Here is a 19449-nt window from a genome sequence, read left to right on the forward strand (position 1 = left end):
CTCTGGGGCCGCATCCGGCGGGCCTGGTATCGGTGACGAATTCCGGGAACCCTGGTTTGCGTTACCCTGGTCTTTCAGCCGTCCTTCGGGAACCGGCAACCTTTTCAGGAGGAACGTCCTTGTTTAGCGCCATCGCGCGGATCTTCCGCACGCCCGACCTGCGTCGGAAGATCGGTTTCACCCTCGCCATCGTCGCGATCTACCGACTCGGCTCCAACGTGCCGGCTCCCTTCGTGAACTTCCCGAACGTCGAGCAGTGTCTCGCGGCCAACGCGGGCACCGATGGGCTCCTCGGACTGGTCAACCTGTTCTCCGGCGGCGCGCTGCTGCAGCTGTCGATCTTCGCGCTCGGCGTCATGCCGTACATCACGGCGACGATCATCACGCAGCTCCTCCGCGTCGTCATCCCGCACTTCGAAGCGCTGCACAAGGAAGGTCAGGCCGGTCAGGCCCGCCTGACCCAGTACACCCGCTACCTGACGATCGCCCTCGCCCTGCTCCAGTCGACGACGCTCGTCACCGTCGCGCGGAGCGGTCAGCTGTTCGGGTCGACAGATCTCGCCGCCTGCCAGCAGCTCCTGACCAACGACGTCTGGTGGGCGCAGGTGCTCATCATCATGGCGATGACCGCCGGTACCGGCCTCATCATGTGGTTCGCCGAGCTCGTCACCGAGCGCGGCATCGGCAACGGCATGTCCCTGCTCATCTTCACCTCCATCGCCGCCACGTTCCCCGGCGCCATGGGCCTCATCTGGCAGACGAAGGGCTTCGAGGTCTTCCTGCTCGTGCTCCTGGTCGGCATCGTCGTGATGGGACTCGTCGTCTTCGTCGAGCAGTCGCAGCGACGGATCCCCGTCCAGTACGCCAAGCGGATGGTCGGTCGCCGCACCTACGGGGGCACCAACACGTACATCCCGATCAAGGTGAACATGGCCGGTGTGATCCCCGTGATCTTCGCCTCGTCGCTGCTGTACATCCCCGCGCTCATCGCGCAGTTCAACACCCCGCAGGACGGGTCGACCCCGGCCGCGTGGGTCACCTGGGTCAGCGCGAACTTCACCACGGGCAACAGCCCCATCTACATGGCGGCGTACTTCCTGCTGATCATCGGGTTCACCTACTTCTACGTCGCGATCACGTTCAACCCCGTCGAGGTCGCCGACAACATGAAGAAGTACGGCGGCTTCATCCCGGGCATCCGCGCGGGACGCCCGACGGCCGAATACCTCGACTACGTCCTCACGCGCATCACGCTTCCCGGCTCGCTGTACCTGGGCCTGATCGCGCTCATCCCGCTCATCGCTCTCGCCACGGTCGGCGCGAACCAGAACTTCCCGTTCGGTGGCGCATCGATCCTCATCATCGTGGGTGTCGGTCTCGAGACCGTCAAGCAGATCGATGCACAGCTGCAGCAGCGTCACTACGAAGGGCTCCTCCGATGACAGCATCCACCCCGGTTCCCGAGGCCGTCGACGGCCACCGTCCCGCTGCGCGTCTGCTCATCGTCGGCCCGCAGGGCTCCGGCAAGGGCACCCAGGGTGTGCGCATCGCCGAGTCCTACGGCATCCCTGTGGTCTCGACCGGCGACATCTTCCGTGCGAACATCAAGGAGGGGACGCCGCTCGGCCAGCAGGTCACGGCCATCCTCGACAAGGGCGACCTTGTCCCCGACGAGCTGACCAGCGAGATCGTGCGTGACCGTCTGTCGCAGGACGACGCGGCGCAGGGCTTCCTGCTCGACGGATACCCGCGCAACACGGCGCAGGTCGAGCACCTCGAGGCCTTCCTCGGGGAGCGGGGCGAGGCGCTCGACGCCGTCATCCTGCTCGACGTGCCGCGCGAGGAGAGCCTGGAGCGTCTGACCCGCCGGGCGACCGAGCAGGGCCGCTCCGACGACACCCCGGAGGCCATCGGCCACCGTCTCGACATCTACGAGCGCGAGACCGCGCCGATCCTCGAGGTCTACGGGGCCAAGGGCATCGTCGACCGCATCGACGGCGTCGGCTCGCTCGACGAGATCACGGCCCGCATCGACGCCGCCCTCGCCGCGCGGGGCCTGCGCCGTCCCGTCTCCGCCGCCTGAGATGTTCCGCCGGTCGATCTACAAAACGCCCGCTCAGCTGCGAGCCATGGTCGAGCCGGGGCTCATCACGGCCGCGGCCCTGGAGGCCGTGCGGCCGCTGATCAAGGCCGGCGTGACGACGCTCGAGCTCGACACGGTGGCGAACCGTACGATCCTCGCGCGTGGCGCGGAGTCCAACTTCCAGCTGGTGCGCGGCTATAGCCACACCACCTGCATCTCCGTGAACGAGCAGGTCGTCCACGGGATCCCGGGGGAGCGCGTCCTGCAGCCGGGCGACATCGTCTCCGTCGACTGCGGAGCGCAGTTCCACGGCTGGAACGGTGACAGCGCCATCACGGTCGTCGTCCCCGACCCGGAGCGCCCGGAGGCCGTCGCACGTCGCGAGGAGCTCTCGCGCGTCACCGAGGGCTCCATGTGGGCGGGAATCGCCGCGATGGCCTCCGCGTCGTCGATCGACGAGATCGGCGCCGCGATCCAGGACTACATCGAGGCGCAGGGACCATCGGCCGTCTCCGGCGAGCCCTACGGCATCCTCCGCGAGTACGTCGGCCACGGCATCGGCCGCAAGATGCACGAGGCGCCCAGCGTGTTCAACTATCGGACTCCGGACCGCGGCGAGGACGTGAAGCCCGGTCTCGTGCTCGCGATCGAGCCCATGGTCACGGCCGGGGGAGAGGTCACGTTCGTCGAGGACGACGACTGGACCGTCACCACGGTCGACGGCACGGACGGCTCTCATTGGGAACATAGCGTCGCCCTGCATGATGGGGGTATCTGGGTGCTCACCGCGCCCGATGGCGGAAGAGCCGGACTCGCCCCGTTCGGGGTCGAGCCTCGAGAGATCGGAAAGTAATGGCAGCGGCGAAGAGCAACACCAACTGGTTCGCGATCGGCGTCTCCATCGCCGTGGTCGTGGTGCTGGTGGCGATCGGCGGACTCGTGGTGTTCCTCAACAACCAGGCCACGTCGCCCGGTGCGACCCCCAAGGCCAACGACACCTTCAACTCCGAGACCGGCGCGATCACCTTCGGCGACGGTGAGGACACGGTCGCCGTCTTCGTCGACTTCCAGTGCCCGATCTGCAACAGCTTCGAGCAGCAGTTCGGCGCGCAGCTGGAGGCGGCAGCCGCAGACGGACGCATCACGCTCGAGTACCACCCCATCGCCATCCTCGACCGTTACTCCCAGGGCACCGAGTACTCCTCGCGCTCGGCCGGAGCCGCGGTGTGCGTCGCGGAGTCGAACCCCGACCTGTACCTCGACTACGCGAAGGTGCTCTTCGAGAACCAGCCCGAGGAGAACTCCTCCGGTCTGACCACCGACCAGCTCGCCGATTTCGCCACGCAGGTGGGCGCTGACGACGCCGTCTCCTGCATCACCGACGAGACGTACCGCAAGTTCGGCGTCGCGCAGGCGAAGCAGCACGAGATCGGCGGCACGCCCACGATCGACATCAACGGTGAGCGGCTGAATCTGCAGGACCAGGCCGACATGAAGAAGTTCACCGACCTCATCAGCTGACAGCGGCCCGCCGCCCCGGCGGCCGAGTTGCCGGATGGCTCCGAAGCGTCTAACATAGATCTTTGGTGCCTTGTGCCTTGATTCGGCGTGTCCGGTCGGTTCGGCACCACACCACCCACCCACCGCAGATCGACCGGTCTGCAGAAGCGTCAGCGAGGCTATGGCTAAGAAAGACGGTGTCATCGAGATCGAAGGAGTGATCTCCGAGGCTCTGCCCAACGCGATGTTCCGTGTTGAGCTCAGCAACGGGCACAAGGTCCTTGCGACGATCTCCGGCAAGATGCGGCAGAACTACATCCGTATCATCCCCGAGGACCGTGTGGTCGTGGAGCTCAGCCCCTACGACCTGACCCGCGGCCGTATCGTCTACCGCTACCGCTGATCGGTCGAGAAGTAACGGCCTGCCCCTCGGGGCCGTACGAAGACAGCGAACAGGAAACATCATGAAGGTCAACCCCAGCGTCAAGCCCATCTGCGATCACTGCAAGGTGATCCGCCGTCACGGCCGCGTCATGGTGATCTGCAAGAGCAACCCGCGTCACAAGCAGCGCCAGGGCTGATCGCCCCCGCTGCGTGAAGCCGCTCACGCAATCTCACAACTCAATATGAAACGGCAGGATCAGACGCTTCGATCCTCCGACAGGCTCAGGAACCCAGGTTCTCCCACTGTCGGACGACGCGGAGCTGACACCTCGGGGCGGAGGCCCGGGCACCGATCCTGCTCCACACCTCCACAAAACCCAGGAGAACCGCATGGCACGTCTTGCCGGCGTTGACATCCCGCGCGACAAGCGCGTGGTGATCGCCCTTACCTACATCTACGGCGTTGGCCGTACCCGCTCGGTCGAGATCCTCAAGGCGACGGACATCGACGAGAGCATCCGCGTGAAGGACCTCAGCGACGACCAGCTGATCGCCCTCCGCGACCACATCGAAGGCAACTACAAGGTGGAGGGTGACCTGCGCCGCGAGGTTGCAGCAGACATCCGCCGCAAGGTCGAGATCGGCTCCTACGAGGGCATCCGCCACCGTCGTGGTCTCCCGGTCCGTGGTCAGCGCACCAAGACCAACGCCCGTACCCGCAAGGGCCCGAAGCGCACCGTCGCAGGCAAGAAGAAGGCCCGCTAAGCGCGGCCCCAGGGACTAGGAGAACACTTTCATGGCTGCACCCAAGGCCGCCGCGCGCAAGCCGCGCCGCAAGGAAAAGAAGAACATCGCGCTGGGCCAGGCCCACATCAAGTCGACGTTCAACAACACCATCGTCTCGATCACCGACCCGTCCGGCGCCGTCATCGCCTGGGCATCGTCGGGTGGCGTGGGCTTCAAGGGCTCCCGCAAGTCGACCCCGTACGCCGCCGGCATGGCAGCGGAGTCCGCTGCCCGCCAGGCCGCGGAGCACGGCGTCAAGAAGGTCGACGTCCTCGTGAAGGGTCCGGGCTCCGGCCGCGAGACCGCGATCCGCTCGCTCCAGGCCGCAGGCCTCGAGGTCGGCTCGATCCAGGACGTCACCCCGCAGGCGCACAACGGCTGCCGCCCGCCGAAGCGTCGCCGCGTCTGATTCGCGTGTCGAGCCGCTCGCCCTTCGGGTCGAGCGGCTCGACGCCCGCGTGCGGGCATCGACTTCCACAACTCAAGACCTCACCCCACCACATGTCATATAGCGGGCATGTGATCGAAAGGAACACAGAGTGCTTATTGCACAGCGTCCCACACTGACCGAGGAAAAGATCGTCGAGAACCGGAGCCGGTTCATCATCGAGCCTCTGGAGCCCGGCTTCGGTTACACGATCGGCAACGCGCTGCGCCGCAGCCTGCTGTCGTCGATCCCCGGTGCTGCTGTCACCAGCGTTCGCATCGACGGCGTGCTGCACGAGTTCAGCACCATCCCCGGCGTGAAGGAGGATGTCACCGAGATCATCCTCAACATCAAGCAGCTCGTCGTCTCGAGCGAGCGCGACGAGCCCATCACCGCGTACCTGCGCAAGACCGGTGCCGGTGAAGTGACCGCCGCCGACATCTCGGCTCCGGCCGGTGTCGAGGTGCACAACCCCGAGCTCGTCATCGCGACGCTCAACGACACCGCCAAGTTCGAGCTCGAGCTGACGATCGAGCGTGGCCGCGGCTACGTCTCGGCAACGCAGAACCGCAACGAGTACGCCGAGGCCGGTCAGATCCCGATCGACTCGATCTACTCGCCGGTCCTCAAGGTCAGCTACCGCGTCGACGCGACCCGTGCCGGGGAGCGTACCGACTTCGACAAGCTCGTCCTCGACGTCGAGACCAAGTCGGCGATCAGCCCCCGCGACGCCGTCGCCTCGGCTGCCAAGACGCTCACCGAGCTGTTCGGTCTCGCCCGCGAGCTGAACGTCGAGGCCGAGGGCATCGAGATCGGCCCGGCGCCGGTGGAGGCTGTGAACTCCAGCGAGCTGTCGATGCCGATCGAGGACCTCGACCTGTCGGTCCGCTCGTACAACTGCCTGAAGCGTGAGGGCATCAACACTGTTTCCGAGCTCGTCGCCCTGTCGGAGACGCAGCTCATGAACATCCGCAATTTCGGCCAGAAGTCGGTCGACGAGGTGCGCGACAAGCTCATCTCGCTCGGTCTGTCGCTCAAGGATTCGGTGCCCGGTTTCGACGGCGCCCACTTCTACGGCGGCAGCGAAGACGAGTCCTTCTGATACCCGACCTTTCTGACCAGGAGTTAGACGATTATGCCCAAGCCCACTAAGGGTCCCCGCCTCGGAGGCGGCCCCGCCCACGAGCGCCTGCTGCTTGCCAACCTCGCCGCTGCGCTGTACACCCACAAGTCGATCAAGACGACCGAGACCAAGGCCAAGCGCCTGCGTCCGCTCGCCGAGCGCCTCATCACCTTCGCCAAGCGCGGAGACCTGCACGCACGCCGCCGCGTGCTGTCGGTCATCGGTGACAAGGAAGTCGTGCACACGCTCTTCGCCGAGATCGCTCCGCTGGTCGCCGACCGTGAGGGTGGCTACACCCGCATCACGAAGGTCGGCAACCGCAAGGGCGACAACGCCCCGATGGCCGTGATCGAGCTCGTCCTCGAGCCCGTCACCCCGAAGGCGAAGTCGACCAAGAAGGCTGCTGCGGCTCCCAAGGCCGAGAAGCCCGCCGAGGAGGCCCCTGCCGAGGAGACCCCCGCCGAGGAGACCCCCGCCGAGGAGTCCGCCGACGCCGGCGCCGAGTCGCAGGCCGAGGGCGAGGCCGCCGAGGCCGCCGCCGAGGACGCTGTCGAGAAGAAGTCCGAGTAAGGACTCCGCTCAGAACGAAGCCCGCCGCCCCATCCGGGGTGGCGGGCTTCGTCGTCCCCGGCCTTTTCCCGTCGGACATTCCCCGAACGGACGGACGATTCCCCGACCGGACGATTCCCTGACGGACGGACGATTCGCCGACGAAAGGCCACGGGTTCGTCGGGGATTCGTCCGTTGCTCGGCGGATCGTCGCCCCCACGGACGGACGATCCGCCGACCGGACGATTCCCCGACCGGACGAATCCCTGACGGACGGACGATTCGCCGAGGAGAGGCCACGGGTTCGTCGGGGGATCGTCCGTTGGTCGGCGGATCGTCGGCAGGGGTGGGTCAGCGGGCGCGGAGGTCCTTGCGGAGGATCTTCCCCGAGCTGGACTTCGGGATCGCGTCGATGAACTCGACCTGGCGGACCTTCTCGTGCGGGGCGACCCGTTCTGCCACGTGCGTCATGACGGATTCGGCGTCGAGCTCGGCACCGGGCTGACGCACCACGAAGGCCTTCGGCACCTCCTGGCCGTCTTGATCGAACGCCCCGATCACGGCAGCGTCGGCGATCGCGGGATGCTCCAGCAGCACAGCCTCCAGCACGGCGGGGGCGACCTGGTAGCCCTTGTACTTGATGAGCTCCTTGAGGCGATCCACGATCCGGTAGATGCCGTCGTGCGTGACCGTCGCGACATCCCCGGTGTGCAGCCAGCCGTCGGCGTCGAGCATGTCGGCGGTGGCATCCGGGCGATTGAGATAGCCGACCATCACCTGCGGCCCGCGCACCCAGAGCTCGCCGGGCTCACTCGTGCCACCGGCCGGGGCCTCCACGTCGGCGCCCGACTCCGGGTCGACGAGCCGCGCCTCCGTGTTCGGCACCAGCGGACCGATGCTCGACCGGTCGATGTCGCTGAGCTTCTCGGAGATGAGGTTCACGGCCGGACTGGTCTCGGTCATGCCGTAGCCCTGGGTCACGATGCAGCCGAGTCGGTTCGCCACCGCGGAGGCCAGGGCGCCGTCGAGCGGAGCCGCGCCGGAGAAGACGACCTTCACGGACGAGAGGTCGTACTGGTCGACGATCGGATGCTTCGCCAGCGCGACCGCGATCGGCGGGGCGACGAAGACCCAGGTCGTGCGGTGCTCGGCGATGATGCGCAGGAACTCGGGCAGGTCGAACTTCGGCATCGTCACGAGTCCCGCACGCTGACGCAGGGCGAAGTTGAGCAGCACCGTCATGCCGTAGATGTGGAAGAACGGCAGCACGGCCAGGACGCGGTCGTCCGCCTCGACGCCGAGCACCGGCCGGCACTGCGACACGTTCGCGACGAGGTTGCGGTGCGTGAGCATCACCCCCTTCGGACGCCCTGTGGTGCCGGAGGAGTAGGGGAGCACCGCGAGGTGGGTCGCGGGGTCGAACGAGACGTCTGGGGCGGGGTGTCCTTCGCTGAGCAGATCCCGCAGCGAGGGGTGGCCGTCGGCGCCGTCGAGCACGATGACGTGGTCCGCCGGGATCCCTCGCTTCGCGGCGGCTTCTTCCGCGCCGGGCAGCAGGGGTGAGACCGTGATGAGCCAGGTCGCCTGGGCGTCGGCGAGCTGGTTCGCGATCTCCTCCGCGGTGTAGAGCGAGTTGATGGTGGTGGCGGTCGCCCCGGCGCGCAGGATGCCGTGGAACACGGTGGCGAACGCGGGCACGTTCGGGCACAGGAGGCCGATCGTCGTGCCGACGCCGACCCCGCGGGCCGCGAGTGCGCCGGCGAACAGATCGATCTGGCCCACCAGCTGTCGGTAGGTGGTGGTCGCGCCGCTGGTGCCGTCGACGAGCGCGACGGTGTCGAGGGCGGCGTCATCCAGGTCGCCGAACAGGAACTCGTGGATGGAGACCGCCGGGATCTCCACGTCGGGATAGGTACTGCGAACCATGAGATCTCCTTCGATCCAGGGGTGTCGACATCGGCGTCGAATGCGATCCAGTGTCGCACAGAACGGCACCGAGTCCCACAGTTTTCCGGCGGTCAGACGGCGTCGTTGATGCGGTATCGCGTGCTGGGGCGACCCCGGGTCGAATAGTCGAGCGTGCGCGTCGCCCTGCCCGACGAGGCGAGGTGTTCGAGGTACCGGCGGGCGCTCACCCGCGATATCGCGAGGTCTTCGCCGATCTCGCTCGCGGAGGCGTCGGGGCGGGCGGCGAGAGCGGCCGAGACCCGGTCGAGAGTCTCCGCGCTGAGGCCCTTCGGGATGCCCAGGCGCTGTCGGAACGCGATGATCGCATCAGCGGCCTCGACTCGGCGCACGACGTCATGGAGCTCGGTGTGATCCCGCAGGAGCAGCGTCGCCCCGATCTCCCCGCCCTCCGCCTCGCTCCCGGTGCTGCGGGCGACCAGGACGTGGGATCCGACGATCACCGGTCGCCCCGCGGACTCGCCCTCGCGCAGCACGGTCATCAGCTCTTCGCCCAGTGCGTCGGCAGCGGCCGTACCGTCGAGATCCGCCGCGTCTCTGTCGAGGAAGCGCGCGGCCGCATCGTTCACGAGCGTGATGCGTCCCGCGTCGTCCACCGTGATGACACCCTCGCTGAGCCCGTGCAGGGTGGTCTCCTGGTTCTTCACCAGCGCCGCGATCTGGTGAGGCTCGAGCCGGTAGATGCGGCGTCGGATGATCGAGGTCACCCACGCCGAGCCGAAGACACCCAGGACGGCGGCGGCGAGCATGGCCGAGATGAGCCAGACGAGGTTGGACGTGAACTCCTCGTTCAGCTCGGATTCCAGAATGCCCACGGATGCCGTGCCGATGACCGCGCCGTCGTCGTCGCGGATCGGCACCTTGACCCGCCAGGATGTGCCGAGGGTGCCGGTCTGGGTGCCGACGTAGATCTCGCCGGACAGGGGGATCGACGGGTCGGTGGAGACCTTCTCGCCAATGCGCGCCGGGTTCGGGTGGGAGTAGCGGATGCCGTCCTCGTTGGCCACGACGACGTAGGCGAGGTCGGACGCTTCGCGGATGACCTCGGCGATCGGCTGGATGGCCGCCGCTGGATCGGGATCATCGAACGCGGACTGCACGACGGGGAGCGCGGCGATGGACTGGGCGACGGCCTGCATCCGATCCTTGTACGCCTCGCGGAGCGCCTGCTCCTGGAACGTGCCGGCCACGATGCCGGTCGCGAGGGTCACCAGGAACACGATCAGCGCTTGCAGCACGAGCAACTGCACGCGCAGCGTCATCTTCGAGGCCACCTGCTCATTCTCGCCCCTGGTCGTGCCGTGCGCGAGCCGGGGAGAGAGGTGCTCGCGACCAATAGTTCCGTAACTGCGACCAATGGTTTCCGAAGCTTGAGCGGCAGGGCGTTGCCTTCCAGGGTGGAGCGACAGCATTCACGAACGCTCAAGGAGGAGCGCACATGAAGAACGCACGCATCGGAGCCCTGGTCGCACTGACGGCCGTCGCGGCCCTCACCCTGACCTCATGCGCCGGAGGCGGCGCAGCGACGGATGCCGGCGGGGGCGAGGCCGAAGCCCCGACCGTCACCGACGTCTCGATCGTCGTCCCCGCCGACCCCGGCGGGGGATGGGACCAGACCGGCCGCGCCCTCTCCCAGGTGCTCACCGAGGACGACCTGGTGAGCTCGGCGCCCGTGACGAACGTGGGCGGAGCCGGAGGCACCGTCGGGCTGGCGCAGCTCGCCAACGAGAAGGACCCGAACACCCTCATGGTCATGGGGCTCGTCATGGTGGGGGCCGTCGAGACGAACGCCTCCGCCGTGCGGATCGAGGACACCACGCCCATCGCCCGTCTCACCGACGAGCCGCTCGTCGTCGTCGTGCCCGCCGATTCGGACTACGACACCCTCGAGGACCTCGTGGAGGACATCGCCGACAACGGCCAGTCGGTCACGATCACCGGAGGCTCCGCCGGCGGCGCCGACCACATCCTCGCGGGGCTCATGCTCGAGGAGGCGGGGCTGGACGGCGCGGAGATCGCCGAGAAGCTGAACTACACCCCGAACTCGGGCGGGGGCGAGGCCGTGCCGCTGCTCATCGGCGGGAAGGTCTCGGCCGGGATCTCGGGCGTCGGCGAGTTCGCGCAGCACATCGAGAGCGGTGCGCTCCGTGCGCTCGCCGTCTCCAGCGAGGAGCAGGTGCCGCAGCTGCCGGACGTCCCGACCATCACGGAAGAGGGCTACGACGTGGTCCTCACCAACTGGCGTGGTGTCATCGCCCCTGGCGGCATCTCCGACGGGGAGAAGGAGGAGCTGGTGCGCGTGATCACCGAGCTGCACGAGTCGGAGGCGTGGACCGAGCAGCTCGACACCAAGGGCTGGACCGACGCATTCCTCGTCGGCGCGGACTTCGACGAGTTCCTCACCGGGAACATCGAAGAGGTCACCGCGACGCTGAAGAACATCGGCCTGGTGCAGTGACATGACGGTCCCCGCCTCGCCGGGGACCGAGGAGCAGGGGATGCGGGCCGGCCATGACGGTCGGCCCGCACGCCGCTCGACCTCCGTCCCCGTCGGCGAGCTCGTGTTCGCCGGAATCATGGTCGCGCTCGGCGTCTTCGCCGTCGTCGGCATCTTCCTGATCCATGTCCCGGTCGGCATGAAGGCCGGCCCCACGGTCTTCCCGATCTTCGTCTCCGTCATCCTCCTCGCCTCGGCCGTGGCGGTGCTGATCGGCGTGCTGCGCGGGGAGCGCGGCGGCGCGGAGGAGGCGGAGGACATCGACGAGTCGCTCCCGACCGACTGGATCACCCTCGCGAAACTCGCCGGCCTCGTCGTCGCGCACCTGTTCCTGATCGAGCCGCTGGGATGGGCGCCCGCGGCCGCGCTGCTGTTCGGCGGCGTCGCCTGGTCGCTCGGCGCCAAGCGGTGGTGGATGGCGTTCCTGATCGGGATCGCGGTGGCGCTGGTGATCCAGGTCGTCTTCGGCGGCCTGCTCGGCTTGTCCCTGCCGTGGGGGCCTGCTCTCGGCTGGCTCGGAAGGATGTTCTGATGGACAGCTGGACTCTGCTCCTGGAGGGATTCGCCACCGCGCTGCAGCCGCAGTACCTCGCGTTCGCCTTCCTCGGCGTCTTCGTCGGCACCGCGGTCGGCGTGCTCCCCGGAATCGGCCCTGCCATGACCGTGGCGCTGCTGCTGCCTCTCACCTACACGCTCGATCCCGCCGCCGCGCTGATCACCTTCGCGGGTATCTACTACGGCGGCATGTACGGCGGCTCGACGACCAGCATCCTCCTGAACACGCCGGGGGAGTCGGCCTCGATCGTCACGGCGATCGAGGGCAACAAGATGGCCAGACTCGGGCGCGGAGCCGCCGCGCTCGCCACCGCGGCCATCGGGTCGTTCATCGCCGGCACTCTGGCGACGCTCGGGTTGACGCTGCTGGCGCCGCTGCTCGCGCAGTTCGCGGTGAACCTGGGTCCGGCGGATTACGTGGCGCTCATCGTGATCGCGTTCATCACGGTCGGCGCGCTGATCGGCAGCTCCATCTCGAGGGGGATGCTCTCGCTCGGGGTGGGTCTGTTCCTCGGACTCGTCGGCACCGACTGGCTCTCCGGACAGCAGCGCTACACGCTGGGACTGCCGGCTCTGTCCGACGGCGTCGACATCGTCCTGGTCGCAGTCGGCCTGTTCGCGGTCGGGGAGACCTTCTACATCGCCGCCCGCCTGCGGCACGGCGGTGTCGACGTCATCCCGGTCACCCGCGGGTGGCGCTCCTGGATGACGAAGGCGGACTGGCGGCGGTCCTGGAGGCCCTGGCTGCGGGGCACCGCGATCGGGTTCCCGATCGGGACGATCCCCGCCGGTGGCGCGGATGTGGCGACCTTCCTGTCGTACGCGACCGAGCGGAAGCTGTCGAAGCACCGGGACGAGTTCGGTCGCGGTGCGATCGAGGGCGTGGCGGGTCCGGAGTCGGCGAACAACGCGGCGGCCGCCGGTGTGCTGGTGCCTCTGCTCACCCTGGGCCTGCCGACGACCGCGACCGCGGCGATCATCCTGACGGCGTTCCAGTCGTACGGCATCCAGCCGGGTCCGCTGCTGTTCGAGAGCCAGTCGAACCTGGTGTGGGCGCTCATCGCGAGCCTCTACATCGGCAACGTCATCCTGATCGTGCTGAACCTGCCGCTGGTGGGGATGTGGGTGAAGCTGCTGCAGATCCCGCGGCCGTACCTGTATGCGGGGATCCTGCTGTTTGCCGCTTTCGGGGCGTATGCGCTGCACAGCTCGCCGTCGGACATCGTGATCCTGCTGATCGTCGGCATCCTCGGCTACTTCATGCGCCGGTACGGCTACCCCGTGGCGCCGCTGGTGGTCGGCATGATCCTCGGGCCGATGGCCGAGGAGCAGCTGCGCAAGGCGCTGCAGCTGAGCCAGGGAGACCTCAGCACGCTGGTCATGCAGCCGTTCGCCGCCATCGCGTACGGCGTGCTCGCGCTGCTGATCGTCGGCGGACTGTGGCTGCGGCGTCGGCAGCGCCGATACGAGCAGGCGCTGACCGAGTCGATCGCGGTGCCGATCAAGGCGGATTCGGAGGTCTGATTCGAGAGGAGAGGAGGCCGCGAGTAGGCTGATCCGGTGAGCGACGTCCAGGCCCCCGCACGAGGGCCTCGTGCCTACATCGCCTTCATCGGGATCGGTCTGCTCGCCGGTCTCCTCTCCGGGCTCTTCGGGGTCGGCGGCGGCACGGTCATCGTCCCGCTGCTCGTGCTCCTGCTGCACTTCGATCAGCGCCTCGCGGCGGGGACCTCCCTCGCGGCGATCGTCCCGACGGCCAGCGTCGGCGTCATCTCGTACGCGACGACCGGCTCGGTGGCCTGGATACCGGCGATCATCCTCGCCGCGGGCGCCGTGGTCGGCGCGCAGATCGGCACACGGCTGCTGCCACGCATCTCGCAGACCGCGCTGCGTTGGGGCTTCGTCGGCTTCCTGCTGGTCGTGATCGTCAGCCTGTTCCTGGTGATCCCCTCCCGTGACGCCGCCTTCGAGCTCACATGGCTGACCGGTGTCGCGCTCGTCGCCGTCGGCATCGGCACGGGCATCCTCGCCGGGCTCATCGGCGTCGGCGGGGGAGTGATCGTCGTCCCGGTGCTGATGCTGGCCTTCGGCACGAGCGACCTGGTCGCCAAGGGCACCTCCCTGCTGATGATGATCCCGACGGCGATCTCCGGGACGGTGGGCAACGTCCGCAACCGCAACGTGGACCTGCTCGCTGCGCTGCTCATCGGCGTCTCCGCGTGCACGACGACGGCGCTCGGAGCGTGGTTGGCGACGATCGTCGACCCGACGCTCGGCAACATGCTGTTCGCGGCATACCTCGTCGTGATCGCGGTGCAGATGGCCATCAAGGCGATCCGAGGCCGCGCGCGCGGCTGAGTGTCGGCCAGGCCTCGGTAGGATCGAGGGGTGGCAGTGAACCAAGATCTGGTCGGCCGGGAGTTCCCGCCGACGGCCCCGTACCTCGTCGGTCGCGAGAAGGTGCGCGAGTTCGCGCGCGCCGTCTTCGCCGACGCCCCGCAGCACACCGACGTCGCGGCCGCGCAGGCACTGGGCTTCGCCGACGTGGTCGCGCCGCCGACCTTCGCGATGGTCATCCAGGACCAGACGCTCCAGCAGCTGCTGGCGCAGGAGGACTCCGGGATCGTGCTCGCCCGCACGATCCACGCGGAGCAGCGCTTCACGTACACGCGCCCCATCGTCGCGGGCGACGAGCTCACGGCCCAGCTGCGCGTCACCGGGATCCGGATGATGGGCGGCAACGCCATGATCACGAGCGAGGCCGAGATCTCCGACGCGTCCGGCGCGCACGTCGTCACCGCGACGAGCGTGCTGCTGGTCGGCGCCGAGCAGAGCACGGACGAAGGGGAGGCCGCCTGATGGGCTACACCGTCGGAGACGTGCTCGCCGAGCGCACCGTGCATGTGACCCGAGAATCGCTCGTGCGCTACGCGGGAGCCTCGGGAGACTTCAACCCCATCCACTACCGCGACGACGTCGCGGCGTCGGTCGGCCTGCCGGGCGTGCTCGCGCACGGCATGCTGACGATGGGCATCGCCTCATCCGTGGTGATCTCCGCGCTCGACCCCGCGACGCGCGTCCTCGACTACGGCGTGCGCTTCACCAAGCCGGTCGTCGTCGATCCCGTCGACGGAGCCGACATCCACGTCGTCGCCACGGTCGGCGCGGTCGATGAGGAGGCCGCCCGCATCGACCTCAAGGTCACGTTCGACGAGACCACCGTGCTCGTCAAGGCGCAGCTGCGCGTCGCCGTCCGATGAGGACGCGCTGATGCCGGAGATCGATCCGATGCCGCTTGCCGAGCTGACCACGCTCCGCACCGGTGCCGCGCCGGAGCGGATGCTGGAGGCGACCACGACGCCCGCGCTGATCGAGGCGCTGCGGCAGACGTGGGAGCGCGGCGACGAGTGGTTCGTGCTCGGCGGCGGATCCAACCTCTTCGTCGGAGACGAGCCCTTCGAGGGCACGGTCATCCGGGTGCGCACCGAGGGCATCGACGAGCTGCCGTCCCCGCATCCTGGTCGCATCCGACTGCGGGCGCAGGCCGGACACGGCTGGGACGAGCTGGTCGCCTATGCCGTCGCGCACGGCTATGCGGGCCTGGAGGCGATGAGCGGCATCCCTGGCACGGTCGGGGCGTCGCCGGTGCAGAACATCGGCGCCTACGGGCAGGAGATCCAGGAGACGCTGGTCGAGGTCGAGTTGATCGACGAGTCGACCGGCGAGGTCTCGACCGTCCCCGCGAGCGAGCTCGGACTGGGCTTCCGCACGTCGGTGCTCAAGCACCACCACGGCAGCGTGCCGCAGCGTCGCGCCGTGATCCTCTCCGTGACGGTCGACCTGCTGGTCGCGAACGAGCGCGTGGTGCGCGGCGAGCAGCTGCGTCGGGCGCTCGGTCTGGTCGACGAGACGCCGGTCCCGCTCGCGTGGGTCCGGGAGCGGATCCTCGCCACCCGCGCGACGAAGGGCATGCTGCTCGATGCCGATGACCCCGACACGCACGGGGTCGGCTCCTTCTTCCAGAACGCGATCGTGACGGCGGCTGTCGCCAGGGCGCTGCCCCCGGAGTGCCCGCGCTGGCCGGTCGCCCCCGATCTGGACGCCGTGACCGTGATCCCGCTCGCCTCCTACGACGGGCATGTCCCGCCGTCCAAGCCGGAGGCCGTCTCCGACGTCAAGGTCAGTGCCGCGTGGCTCATCGAGCAGGCGGGAATCCGCAAGGGGTTCAAGCTCCCGCGGTCCCGGGCGTCGGTGTCGACCAAGCACGCGCTGGCGCTCACGAACCGCGGGGGTGCGACGGCGGCGGAGGTCGCGGAGCTCGCCCGTTTCATCCAGAGTCGCGTGCACGCCGAGTTCGGCCTCGTCCTGCAGCCGGAGCCCGTCCTGGTGGGCGTCGACCTGTGACGAAGGTCGAGCGGGTCTCGCGGACGCAGGCCGTCGTCGACGGTCTGCTGGACGAGATCATCGCGGGCCGACTCGAAGCAGGACAGCCGCTGCCGCCCGAGGGAGAGCTCGCGCAGCAGTTCGGCGTCTCGCGCCTGACGATGCGCGAAGGGGTTCGTCTTCTGCAGGCGCAGGGCGTCATCGTCGCCGTGCCCGGCACCCGGCACCGGATCGCCCCGACCGACGAGTGGACCGGGCTCGACGCGGTCGTGCGTCATGCGCAGAGCGCGGGCGCCAGGGAGCGCTCCTCCCTGGAGATGCTCGAGATGCGCATGATGTTCGAGACCGGCGCCGCCGAGTTCGCCGCGGGCCGCCGCACCGAGGAGCATCTGGCGGAGATGGAAGCCCTGCTCGCGGACATGCATGCGGCGCACGAGCGGACCGACGTCGAGGGCTTCGTGGCGGCCGACCTCGCCTTCCACGACGTGATCATCCGGGCCGCCGAGAACCGCATCCTGGTCGCCTCGATGCGTCCGCTGACTACGATGCTGCAGGCGACGCGGAGCGAGACCAGCGCGTTCTCCGACATCCGCGAGCACGCCCTGGCCGAGCATGCGGCGGTGCTGGAGGCGATGCGCACCGGGTCCGGAGCGGCTGCGCGGCAGGCGATGCGCAGTCACATGCGGCAGACCCGAGACGACCTGCTGCACTACGTCCACGGTCGCTGATCCGCTTCCGGATCCCGCGCGTCGCCGTTTTGGCGAACCTCGGATCGATGCGGTACTCTCGTCGATATCTGATATCGGATAACGATGCAGATCCCCCCGGTTCGTGGCTCCCCACCACGGACCATCTCCCGGAACGAAGGAGTTCGTGTGCACATCGACGACCTGCTGGCCCCGCTGCCGGCAACGCTCGCCGTCACCGCCGCCGACGTGCGCGCGGAGGTCGACCCCGCCGATGTGCTCGTCGTCCTCGACGACGACCCGACCGGCACACAGTCCGTCTCGAACCTCCCCGTGCTCACCCGGTGGGAGCGGGCCGACCTCGACGCGGCGCTCAAGACCGGCGCCGCCGCCGTCTACGTGCTCACCAACACCCGATCCCTCGACGAGCAGGGCGCGGCCGCACGCAACCGCGAGATCGTCGCCGTCGCGCTCGACGCCGCCGCAGCCCAGGGTCGCCGCGTCACCTTCGTGTCCCGCGGCGACTCCACCCTGCGCGGTCACTTCCCCCTCGAGACCGACGTGCTCTCCGCCGAGGTCGCCGCGCACACCGGGTGCACTCCGGCACTGACCCTCCTGGTCCCGGCGTTCCCCGATGCCGGTCGCATCACGGTCGACTCCGTGCACTACTGGGTCACCGACGGCGAGGCCACTCCGGTCGGCGAGACGCCGTTCGCCGCCGATGCGACCTTCGGGTACTCGTCCTCCGACCTGCGTGACTGGGTCGCGGAGAAGACCGACGGGCGGATCGCCGCATCCGAGGTCGCCGGCCTCGACATCCGCACCATCCGTGCCGGAGTGGACGCCGTCGCCGCGTTCCTGGCTGCGCTGCCGCAGGGCACGGTCGTCGCCGTCGACGTGGTCGAGGAAGCCGACATGCGCGTCGTCGCCCTCGCCCTGCATCGCCTGCGGGAGAAGAGCGTGCTGCTCCGCGTCGGGCCGCCCTACGTGCGCGCCCACATCGGCCAGGAGATCGCCGCGCCGGTGCGCGCGGAGGACATCCCCTTCGCGCACGACCGCGGCGGACTCGTCGTGGTCGGCAGTCATGTGCCGCTCACCACAGCGCAGCTCGAGGCCCTCACGGCAGCCCGCCCGAACACCCGCACGATCGAACTCGACGTGCGCGCCCTCATCGGCTCCGAGCGCGAGGAGCACCTCGACACGCAGGCGCACGCGGTCGCCGACGCGCTCGCCACGGGCACCGTGATCGTGCACACCACCCGCGAGCTCGTCACGGGCGCCGACGGGGACGAGAGCCTCGCGATCGCCCGCCGCGTCTCCAGCGGCGTGGTCGACCTCGTACGCCGGGTGCTCGCCATCGCACCGCCCCGCTTCGTGATCGCGAAGGGCGGGATCACCTCCAGCGACGTCGCCAGCGAAGCTCTCGAGATCCGTCGCGCGACCGTGCTCGGCCCCATGCTGCCCGGCCTGGTCTCGCTGTGGCAGCCCGAGGCCGGCCCCGCCGTCGGCATCCCCTACGTCGTGTTCGCCGGCAACGTCGGCGACGCGGACTCCCTCGTCACCGTCGTCGCCACTCTCGCAGGGGACGATGGAACCCACCCGGAAGGACAATCATGACAACCACCGTCGCTGTCATCGGACTCGGCGCCATGGGGCTGCCGATGGCCAGCCGTCTCGCCGAGCGCTTCACGGTGCGCGGCTTCGACATCGCCGCCGAGCGTGTCGCCCTCGCCGCGGAGGCGGGCGTCGTGCCCGCCGCGTCCGCCGCGGAAGCCGTGACCGAGGCGGAGGCGGTGCTGGTCGCCGTGCGGACCGGCGCGCAGCTGGACGACCTGCTGTTCGGAGGGAACGGGCTCGCCCCGCACCTCGCCGACGGGGCCGTCGTGATCCTCACCAGCACGGTAGGCACGGAGGGCATCGACGCGATCGCCGCACAGCTCGCCGCCCACGGTGCGCAGCTCGTGGACGCGCCGCTGTCGGGCGGACCGGTCCGCGCGGGAGAGGGCGACCTCCTCATCGTCGTCGGCGCGACCCCCGCCGCCCTGGAGATCGCGCGCCCCGTGCTGGAGCAGCTCGCCTCCACGCTGTCCATCGTCGGCGACAAGCCCGGCGACGGCCAGGCGCTGAAGACCGTCAACCAGCTGCTGTGCGGCGTGCACATCGCCGCCGCGGCCGAGGCCCTCGCGCTCGCCGATGCCCTCGGGCTCGACCGCGCCCGCACGCTCGACGCGCTCACGGCCGGTGCCGCGAACTCGTTCATGCTCGGGAACCGCGGCCCGCGCGCCCTGCAGGCGTACGATCCCGAAGGCGCCGAGGTGCTCAGCCGCCTCGACATCTTCGTGAAGGACCTCGGCATCGTCGGCGACGCCGCCCGCCGTGCGCACCTGTCCACGCCGGTCGCCGCCGCGGCCGAGCAGCTGTTCCTCCTCGGCGAAGCGCAGGGCCTCGGCGCCCTCGACGACTCCGCCGTCATCCGCGTCGTCGCACCCGAACGACTGTCCTGAGCGCGAC

General features: G+C 69.0%; 22 protein-coding genes. 20 read left to right on the forward strand and 2 right to left on the reverse strand.

Going from position 1 to position 19449, the window contains the following annotated elements:
* The first annotated feature begins 119 nt into the window (after positions 1-119).
* The 10 genes from secY to rplQ all read left to right on the forward strand — a co-directional run bounded on the left by secY (position 120) and on the right by rplQ (position 6873).
* Entirely contained in the window at positions 120-1442 is a 1323-nt protein-coding gene (gene secY / locus F6A08_RS04915; protein ID WP_017201573.1) for a preprotein translocase subunit SecY, read from the forward strand.
* The gene (locus tag F6A08_RS04920; protein ID WP_017201572.1) at positions 1439-2083 is read left to right on the forward strand and encodes an adenylate kinase; all 645 of its coding nucleotides are present in this window, start codon (positions 1439-1441) and stop codon (positions 2081-2083) included. Before secY ends, F6A08_RS04920 begins: the two co-directional genes overlap by 4 nt.
* A 1-nt stretch (position 2084) precedes the next feature.
* Positions 2085-2936: a type I methionyl aminopeptidase gene (map, locus tag F6A08_RS04925; protein ID WP_151458774.1), complete on the forward strand. Its 852-nt coding sequence runs from the start codon at positions 2085-2087 to the stop codon at positions 2934-2936.
* Positions 2936-3604: a DsbA family protein gene (locus tag F6A08_RS04930; RefSeq protein ID WP_124896281.1), complete on the forward strand. Its 669-nt coding sequence runs from the start codon at positions 2936-2938 to the stop codon at positions 3602-3604. Before map ends, F6A08_RS04930 begins: the two co-directional genes overlap by 1 nt.
* A 160-nt stretch (positions 3605-3764) precedes the next feature.
* Positions 3765-3986, forward strand: coding sequence for a translation initiation factor IF-1 (gene infA, locus F6A08_RS04935; RefSeq protein WP_017201569.1), 222 nt, complete (start codon positions 3765-3767; stop codon positions 3984-3986).
* Between the two features lie 61 nt (positions 3987-4047).
* A complete protein-coding gene (gene rpmJ, locus F6A08_RS04940; protein ID WP_005050492.1) occupies positions 4048-4164 on the forward strand; it encodes a 50S ribosomal protein L36 in 117 nt (38 codons plus the stop codon).
* 193 nt (positions 4165-4357) lie between these two features.
* Positions 4358-4732, forward strand: a complete 375-nt coding sequence (rpsM, locus tag F6A08_RS04945; protein ID WP_017201568.1) for a 30S ribosomal protein S13 — start codon at positions 4358-4360, stop codon at positions 4730-4732.
* Between the two features lie 31 nt (positions 4733-4763).
* The gene (rpsK, locus tag F6A08_RS04950; protein ID WP_017829189.1) at positions 4764-5162 is read left to right on the forward strand and encodes a 30S ribosomal protein S11; all 399 of its coding nucleotides are present in this window, start codon (positions 4764-4766) and stop codon (positions 5160-5162) included.
* Positions 5163-5292: 130 nt separating this feature from the next.
* Positions 5293-6282, forward strand: coding sequence for a DNA-directed RNA polymerase subunit alpha (locus F6A08_RS04955; RefSeq protein ID WP_017201565.1), 990 nt, complete (start codon positions 5293-5295; stop codon positions 6280-6282).
* Positions 6283-6315: 33 nt separating this feature from the next.
* Positions 6316-6873 (forward strand): 50S ribosomal protein L17, encoded by a 558-nt coding sequence (gene rplQ / locus F6A08_RS04960; protein WP_151458775.1) that lies wholly within the window; start codon positions 6316-6318, stop codon positions 6871-6873.
* Positions 6874-7203: 330 nt separating this feature from the next.
* Here rplQ and F6A08_RS04965 read toward each other — a convergent pair whose 3' ends face one another.
* Both F6A08_RS04965 and F6A08_RS04970 read right to left on the reverse strand, forming a co-directional pair.
* On the reverse strand, positions 7204-8778 hold the full coding sequence (locus F6A08_RS04965) for an AMP-binding protein (protein WP_151458776.1): 1575 nt from the start codon (positions 8776-8778) through the stop codon (positions 7204-7206).
* Between the two features lie 92 nt (positions 8779-8870).
* The gene (locus tag F6A08_RS04970) at positions 8871-10091 is read right to left on the reverse strand and encodes a PAS domain-containing protein (protein WP_151458777.1); all 1221 of its coding nucleotides are present in this window, start codon (positions 10089-10091) and stop codon (positions 8871-8873) included.
* Between the two features lie 164 nt (positions 10092-10255).
* On the opposite strand from F6A08_RS04970, the gene F6A08_RS04975 reads away from it, so the two are divergent.
* The 10 genes from F6A08_RS04975 (at position 10256) to F6A08_RS05020 (ending at position 19442) form a co-directional block, all read left to right on the forward strand.
* Positions 10256-11275: a Bug family tripartite tricarboxylate transporter substrate binding protein gene (locus F6A08_RS04975; protein ID WP_151458778.1), complete on the forward strand. Its 1020-nt coding sequence runs from the start codon at positions 10256-10258 to the stop codon at positions 11273-11275.
* A 1-nt stretch (position 11276) separates the two neighbouring features.
* Positions 11277-11846 carry a tripartite tricarboxylate transporter TctB family protein gene (locus F6A08_RS04980; RefSeq protein ID WP_225855737.1) on the forward strand — a complete coding sequence of 190 codons (570 nt, stop codon included), beginning with the start codon at positions 11277-11279 and terminating at the stop codon, positions 11844-11846.
* Positions 11846-13393: a tripartite tricarboxylate transporter permease gene (locus F6A08_RS04985; protein WP_151458779.1), complete on the forward strand. Its 1548-nt coding sequence runs from the start codon at positions 11846-11848 to the stop codon at positions 13391-13393. The genes F6A08_RS04980 and F6A08_RS04985 overlap by 1 nt, the downstream gene beginning before the upstream one ends.
* Positions 13394-13429: 36 nt before the next feature.
* The gene (locus tag F6A08_RS04990) at positions 13430-14227 is read left to right on the forward strand and encodes a sulfite exporter TauE/SafE family protein (RefSeq protein ID WP_017201558.1); all 798 of its coding nucleotides are present in this window, start codon (positions 13430-13432) and stop codon (positions 14225-14227) included.
* A 30-nt stretch (positions 14228-14257) separates the two neighbouring features.
* Complete coding sequence (locus F6A08_RS04995) at positions 14258-14728, forward strand: FAS1-like dehydratase domain-containing protein (protein ID WP_124896276.1); 471 nt, start codon at positions 14258-14260, stop codon at positions 14726-14728.
* A complete protein-coding gene (locus F6A08_RS05000) occupies positions 14728-15129 on the forward strand; it encodes a MaoC/PaaZ C-terminal domain-containing protein (RefSeq protein WP_017201556.1) in 402 nt (133 codons plus the stop codon). The genes F6A08_RS04995 and F6A08_RS05000 overlap by 1 nt, the downstream gene beginning before the upstream one ends.
* Positions 15130-15139: 10 nt before the next feature.
* Complete coding sequence (locus tag F6A08_RS05005; RefSeq protein WP_151458780.1) at positions 15140-16273, forward strand: UDP-N-acetylmuramate dehydrogenase; 1134 nt, start codon at positions 15140-15142, stop codon at positions 16271-16273.
* The gene (locus tag F6A08_RS05010; RefSeq protein ID WP_124896273.1) at positions 16270-16980 is read left to right on the forward strand and encodes a FadR/GntR family transcriptional regulator; all 711 of its coding nucleotides are present in this window, start codon (positions 16270-16272) and stop codon (positions 16978-16980) included. Before F6A08_RS05005 ends, F6A08_RS05010 begins: the two co-directional genes overlap by 4 nt.
* A gap of 147 nt (positions 16981-17127) precedes the next feature.
* Complete coding sequence (locus F6A08_RS05015) at positions 17128-18555, forward strand: four-carbon acid sugar kinase family protein (RefSeq protein ID WP_151458781.1); 1428 nt, start codon at positions 17128-17130, stop codon at positions 18553-18555.
* Complete coding sequence (locus F6A08_RS05020) at positions 18552-19442, forward strand: NAD(P)-dependent oxidoreductase (protein WP_124896271.1); 891 nt, start codon at positions 18552-18554, stop codon at positions 19440-19442. Before F6A08_RS05015 ends, F6A08_RS05020 begins: the two co-directional genes overlap by 4 nt.
* Positions 19443-19449: the final 7 nt, after the last annotated feature.

The sequence above is a fragment of the Microbacterium algeriense genome, assembly GCF_008868005.1.
Taxonomy (GTDB): Bacteria; Actinomycetota; Actinomycetes; order Actinomycetales; family Microbacteriaceae; genus Microbacterium; species Microbacterium algeriense.

Coding starts and splice junctions, on each gene's coding strand:
- F6A08_RS04920 (WP_017201572.1), top strand. CDS start 1,439: ATGACAGCATCCACCCCGGTTCCCGAGGCCGTCGACGGCCACCGTCCC.
- map (WP_151458774.1), top strand. CDS start 2,085: ATGTTCCGCCGGTCGATCTACAAAACGCCCGCTCAGCTGCGAGCCATG.
- F6A08_RS04930 (WP_124896281.1), top strand. CDS start 2,936: ATGGCAGCGGCGAAGAGCAACACCAACTGGTTCGCGATCGGCGTCTCC.
- infA (WP_017201569.1), top strand. CDS start 3,765: ATGGCTAAGAAAGACGGTGTCATCGAGATCGAAGGAGTGATCTCCGAG.
- rpmJ (WP_005050492.1), top strand. CDS start 4,048: ATGAAGGTCAACCCCAGCGTCAAGCCCATCTGCGATCACTGCAAGGTG.
- rpsM (WP_017201568.1), top strand. CDS start 4,358: ATGGCACGTCTTGCCGGCGTTGACATCCCGCGCGACAAGCGCGTGGTG.
- rpsK (WP_017829189.1), top strand. CDS start 4,764: ATGGCTGCACCCAAGGCCGCCGCGCGCAAGCCGCGCCGCAAGGAAAAG.
- rplQ (WP_151458775.1), top strand. CDS start 6,316: ATGCCCAAGCCCACTAAGGGTCCCCGCCTCGGAGGCGGCCCCGCCCAC.
- F6A08_RS04965 (WP_151458776.1), bottom strand. CDS start 8,778: ATGGTTCGCAGTACCTATCCCGACGTGGAGATCCCGGCGGTCTCCATC.
- F6A08_RS04975 (WP_151458778.1), top strand. CDS start 10,256: ATGAAGAACGCACGCATCGGAGCCCTGGTCGCACTGACGGCCGTCGCG.
- F6A08_RS04980 (WP_225855737.1), top strand. CDS start 11,277: ATGACGGTCCCCGCCTCGCCGGGGACCGAGGAGCAGGGGATGCGGGCC.
- F6A08_RS04985 (WP_151458779.1), top strand. CDS start 11,846: ATGGACAGCTGGACTCTGCTCCTGGAGGGATTCGCCACCGCGCTGCAG.
- F6A08_RS05000 (WP_017201556.1), top strand. CDS start 14,728: ATGGGCTACACCGTCGGAGACGTGCTCGCCGAGCGCACCGTGCATGTG.
- F6A08_RS05005 (WP_151458780.1), top strand. CDS start 15,140: ATGCCGGAGATCGATCCGATGCCGCTTGCCGAGCTGACCACGCTCCGC.
- F6A08_RS05020 (WP_124896271.1), top strand. CDS start 18,552: ATGACAACCACCGTCGCTGTCATCGGACTCGGCGCCATGGGGCTGCCG.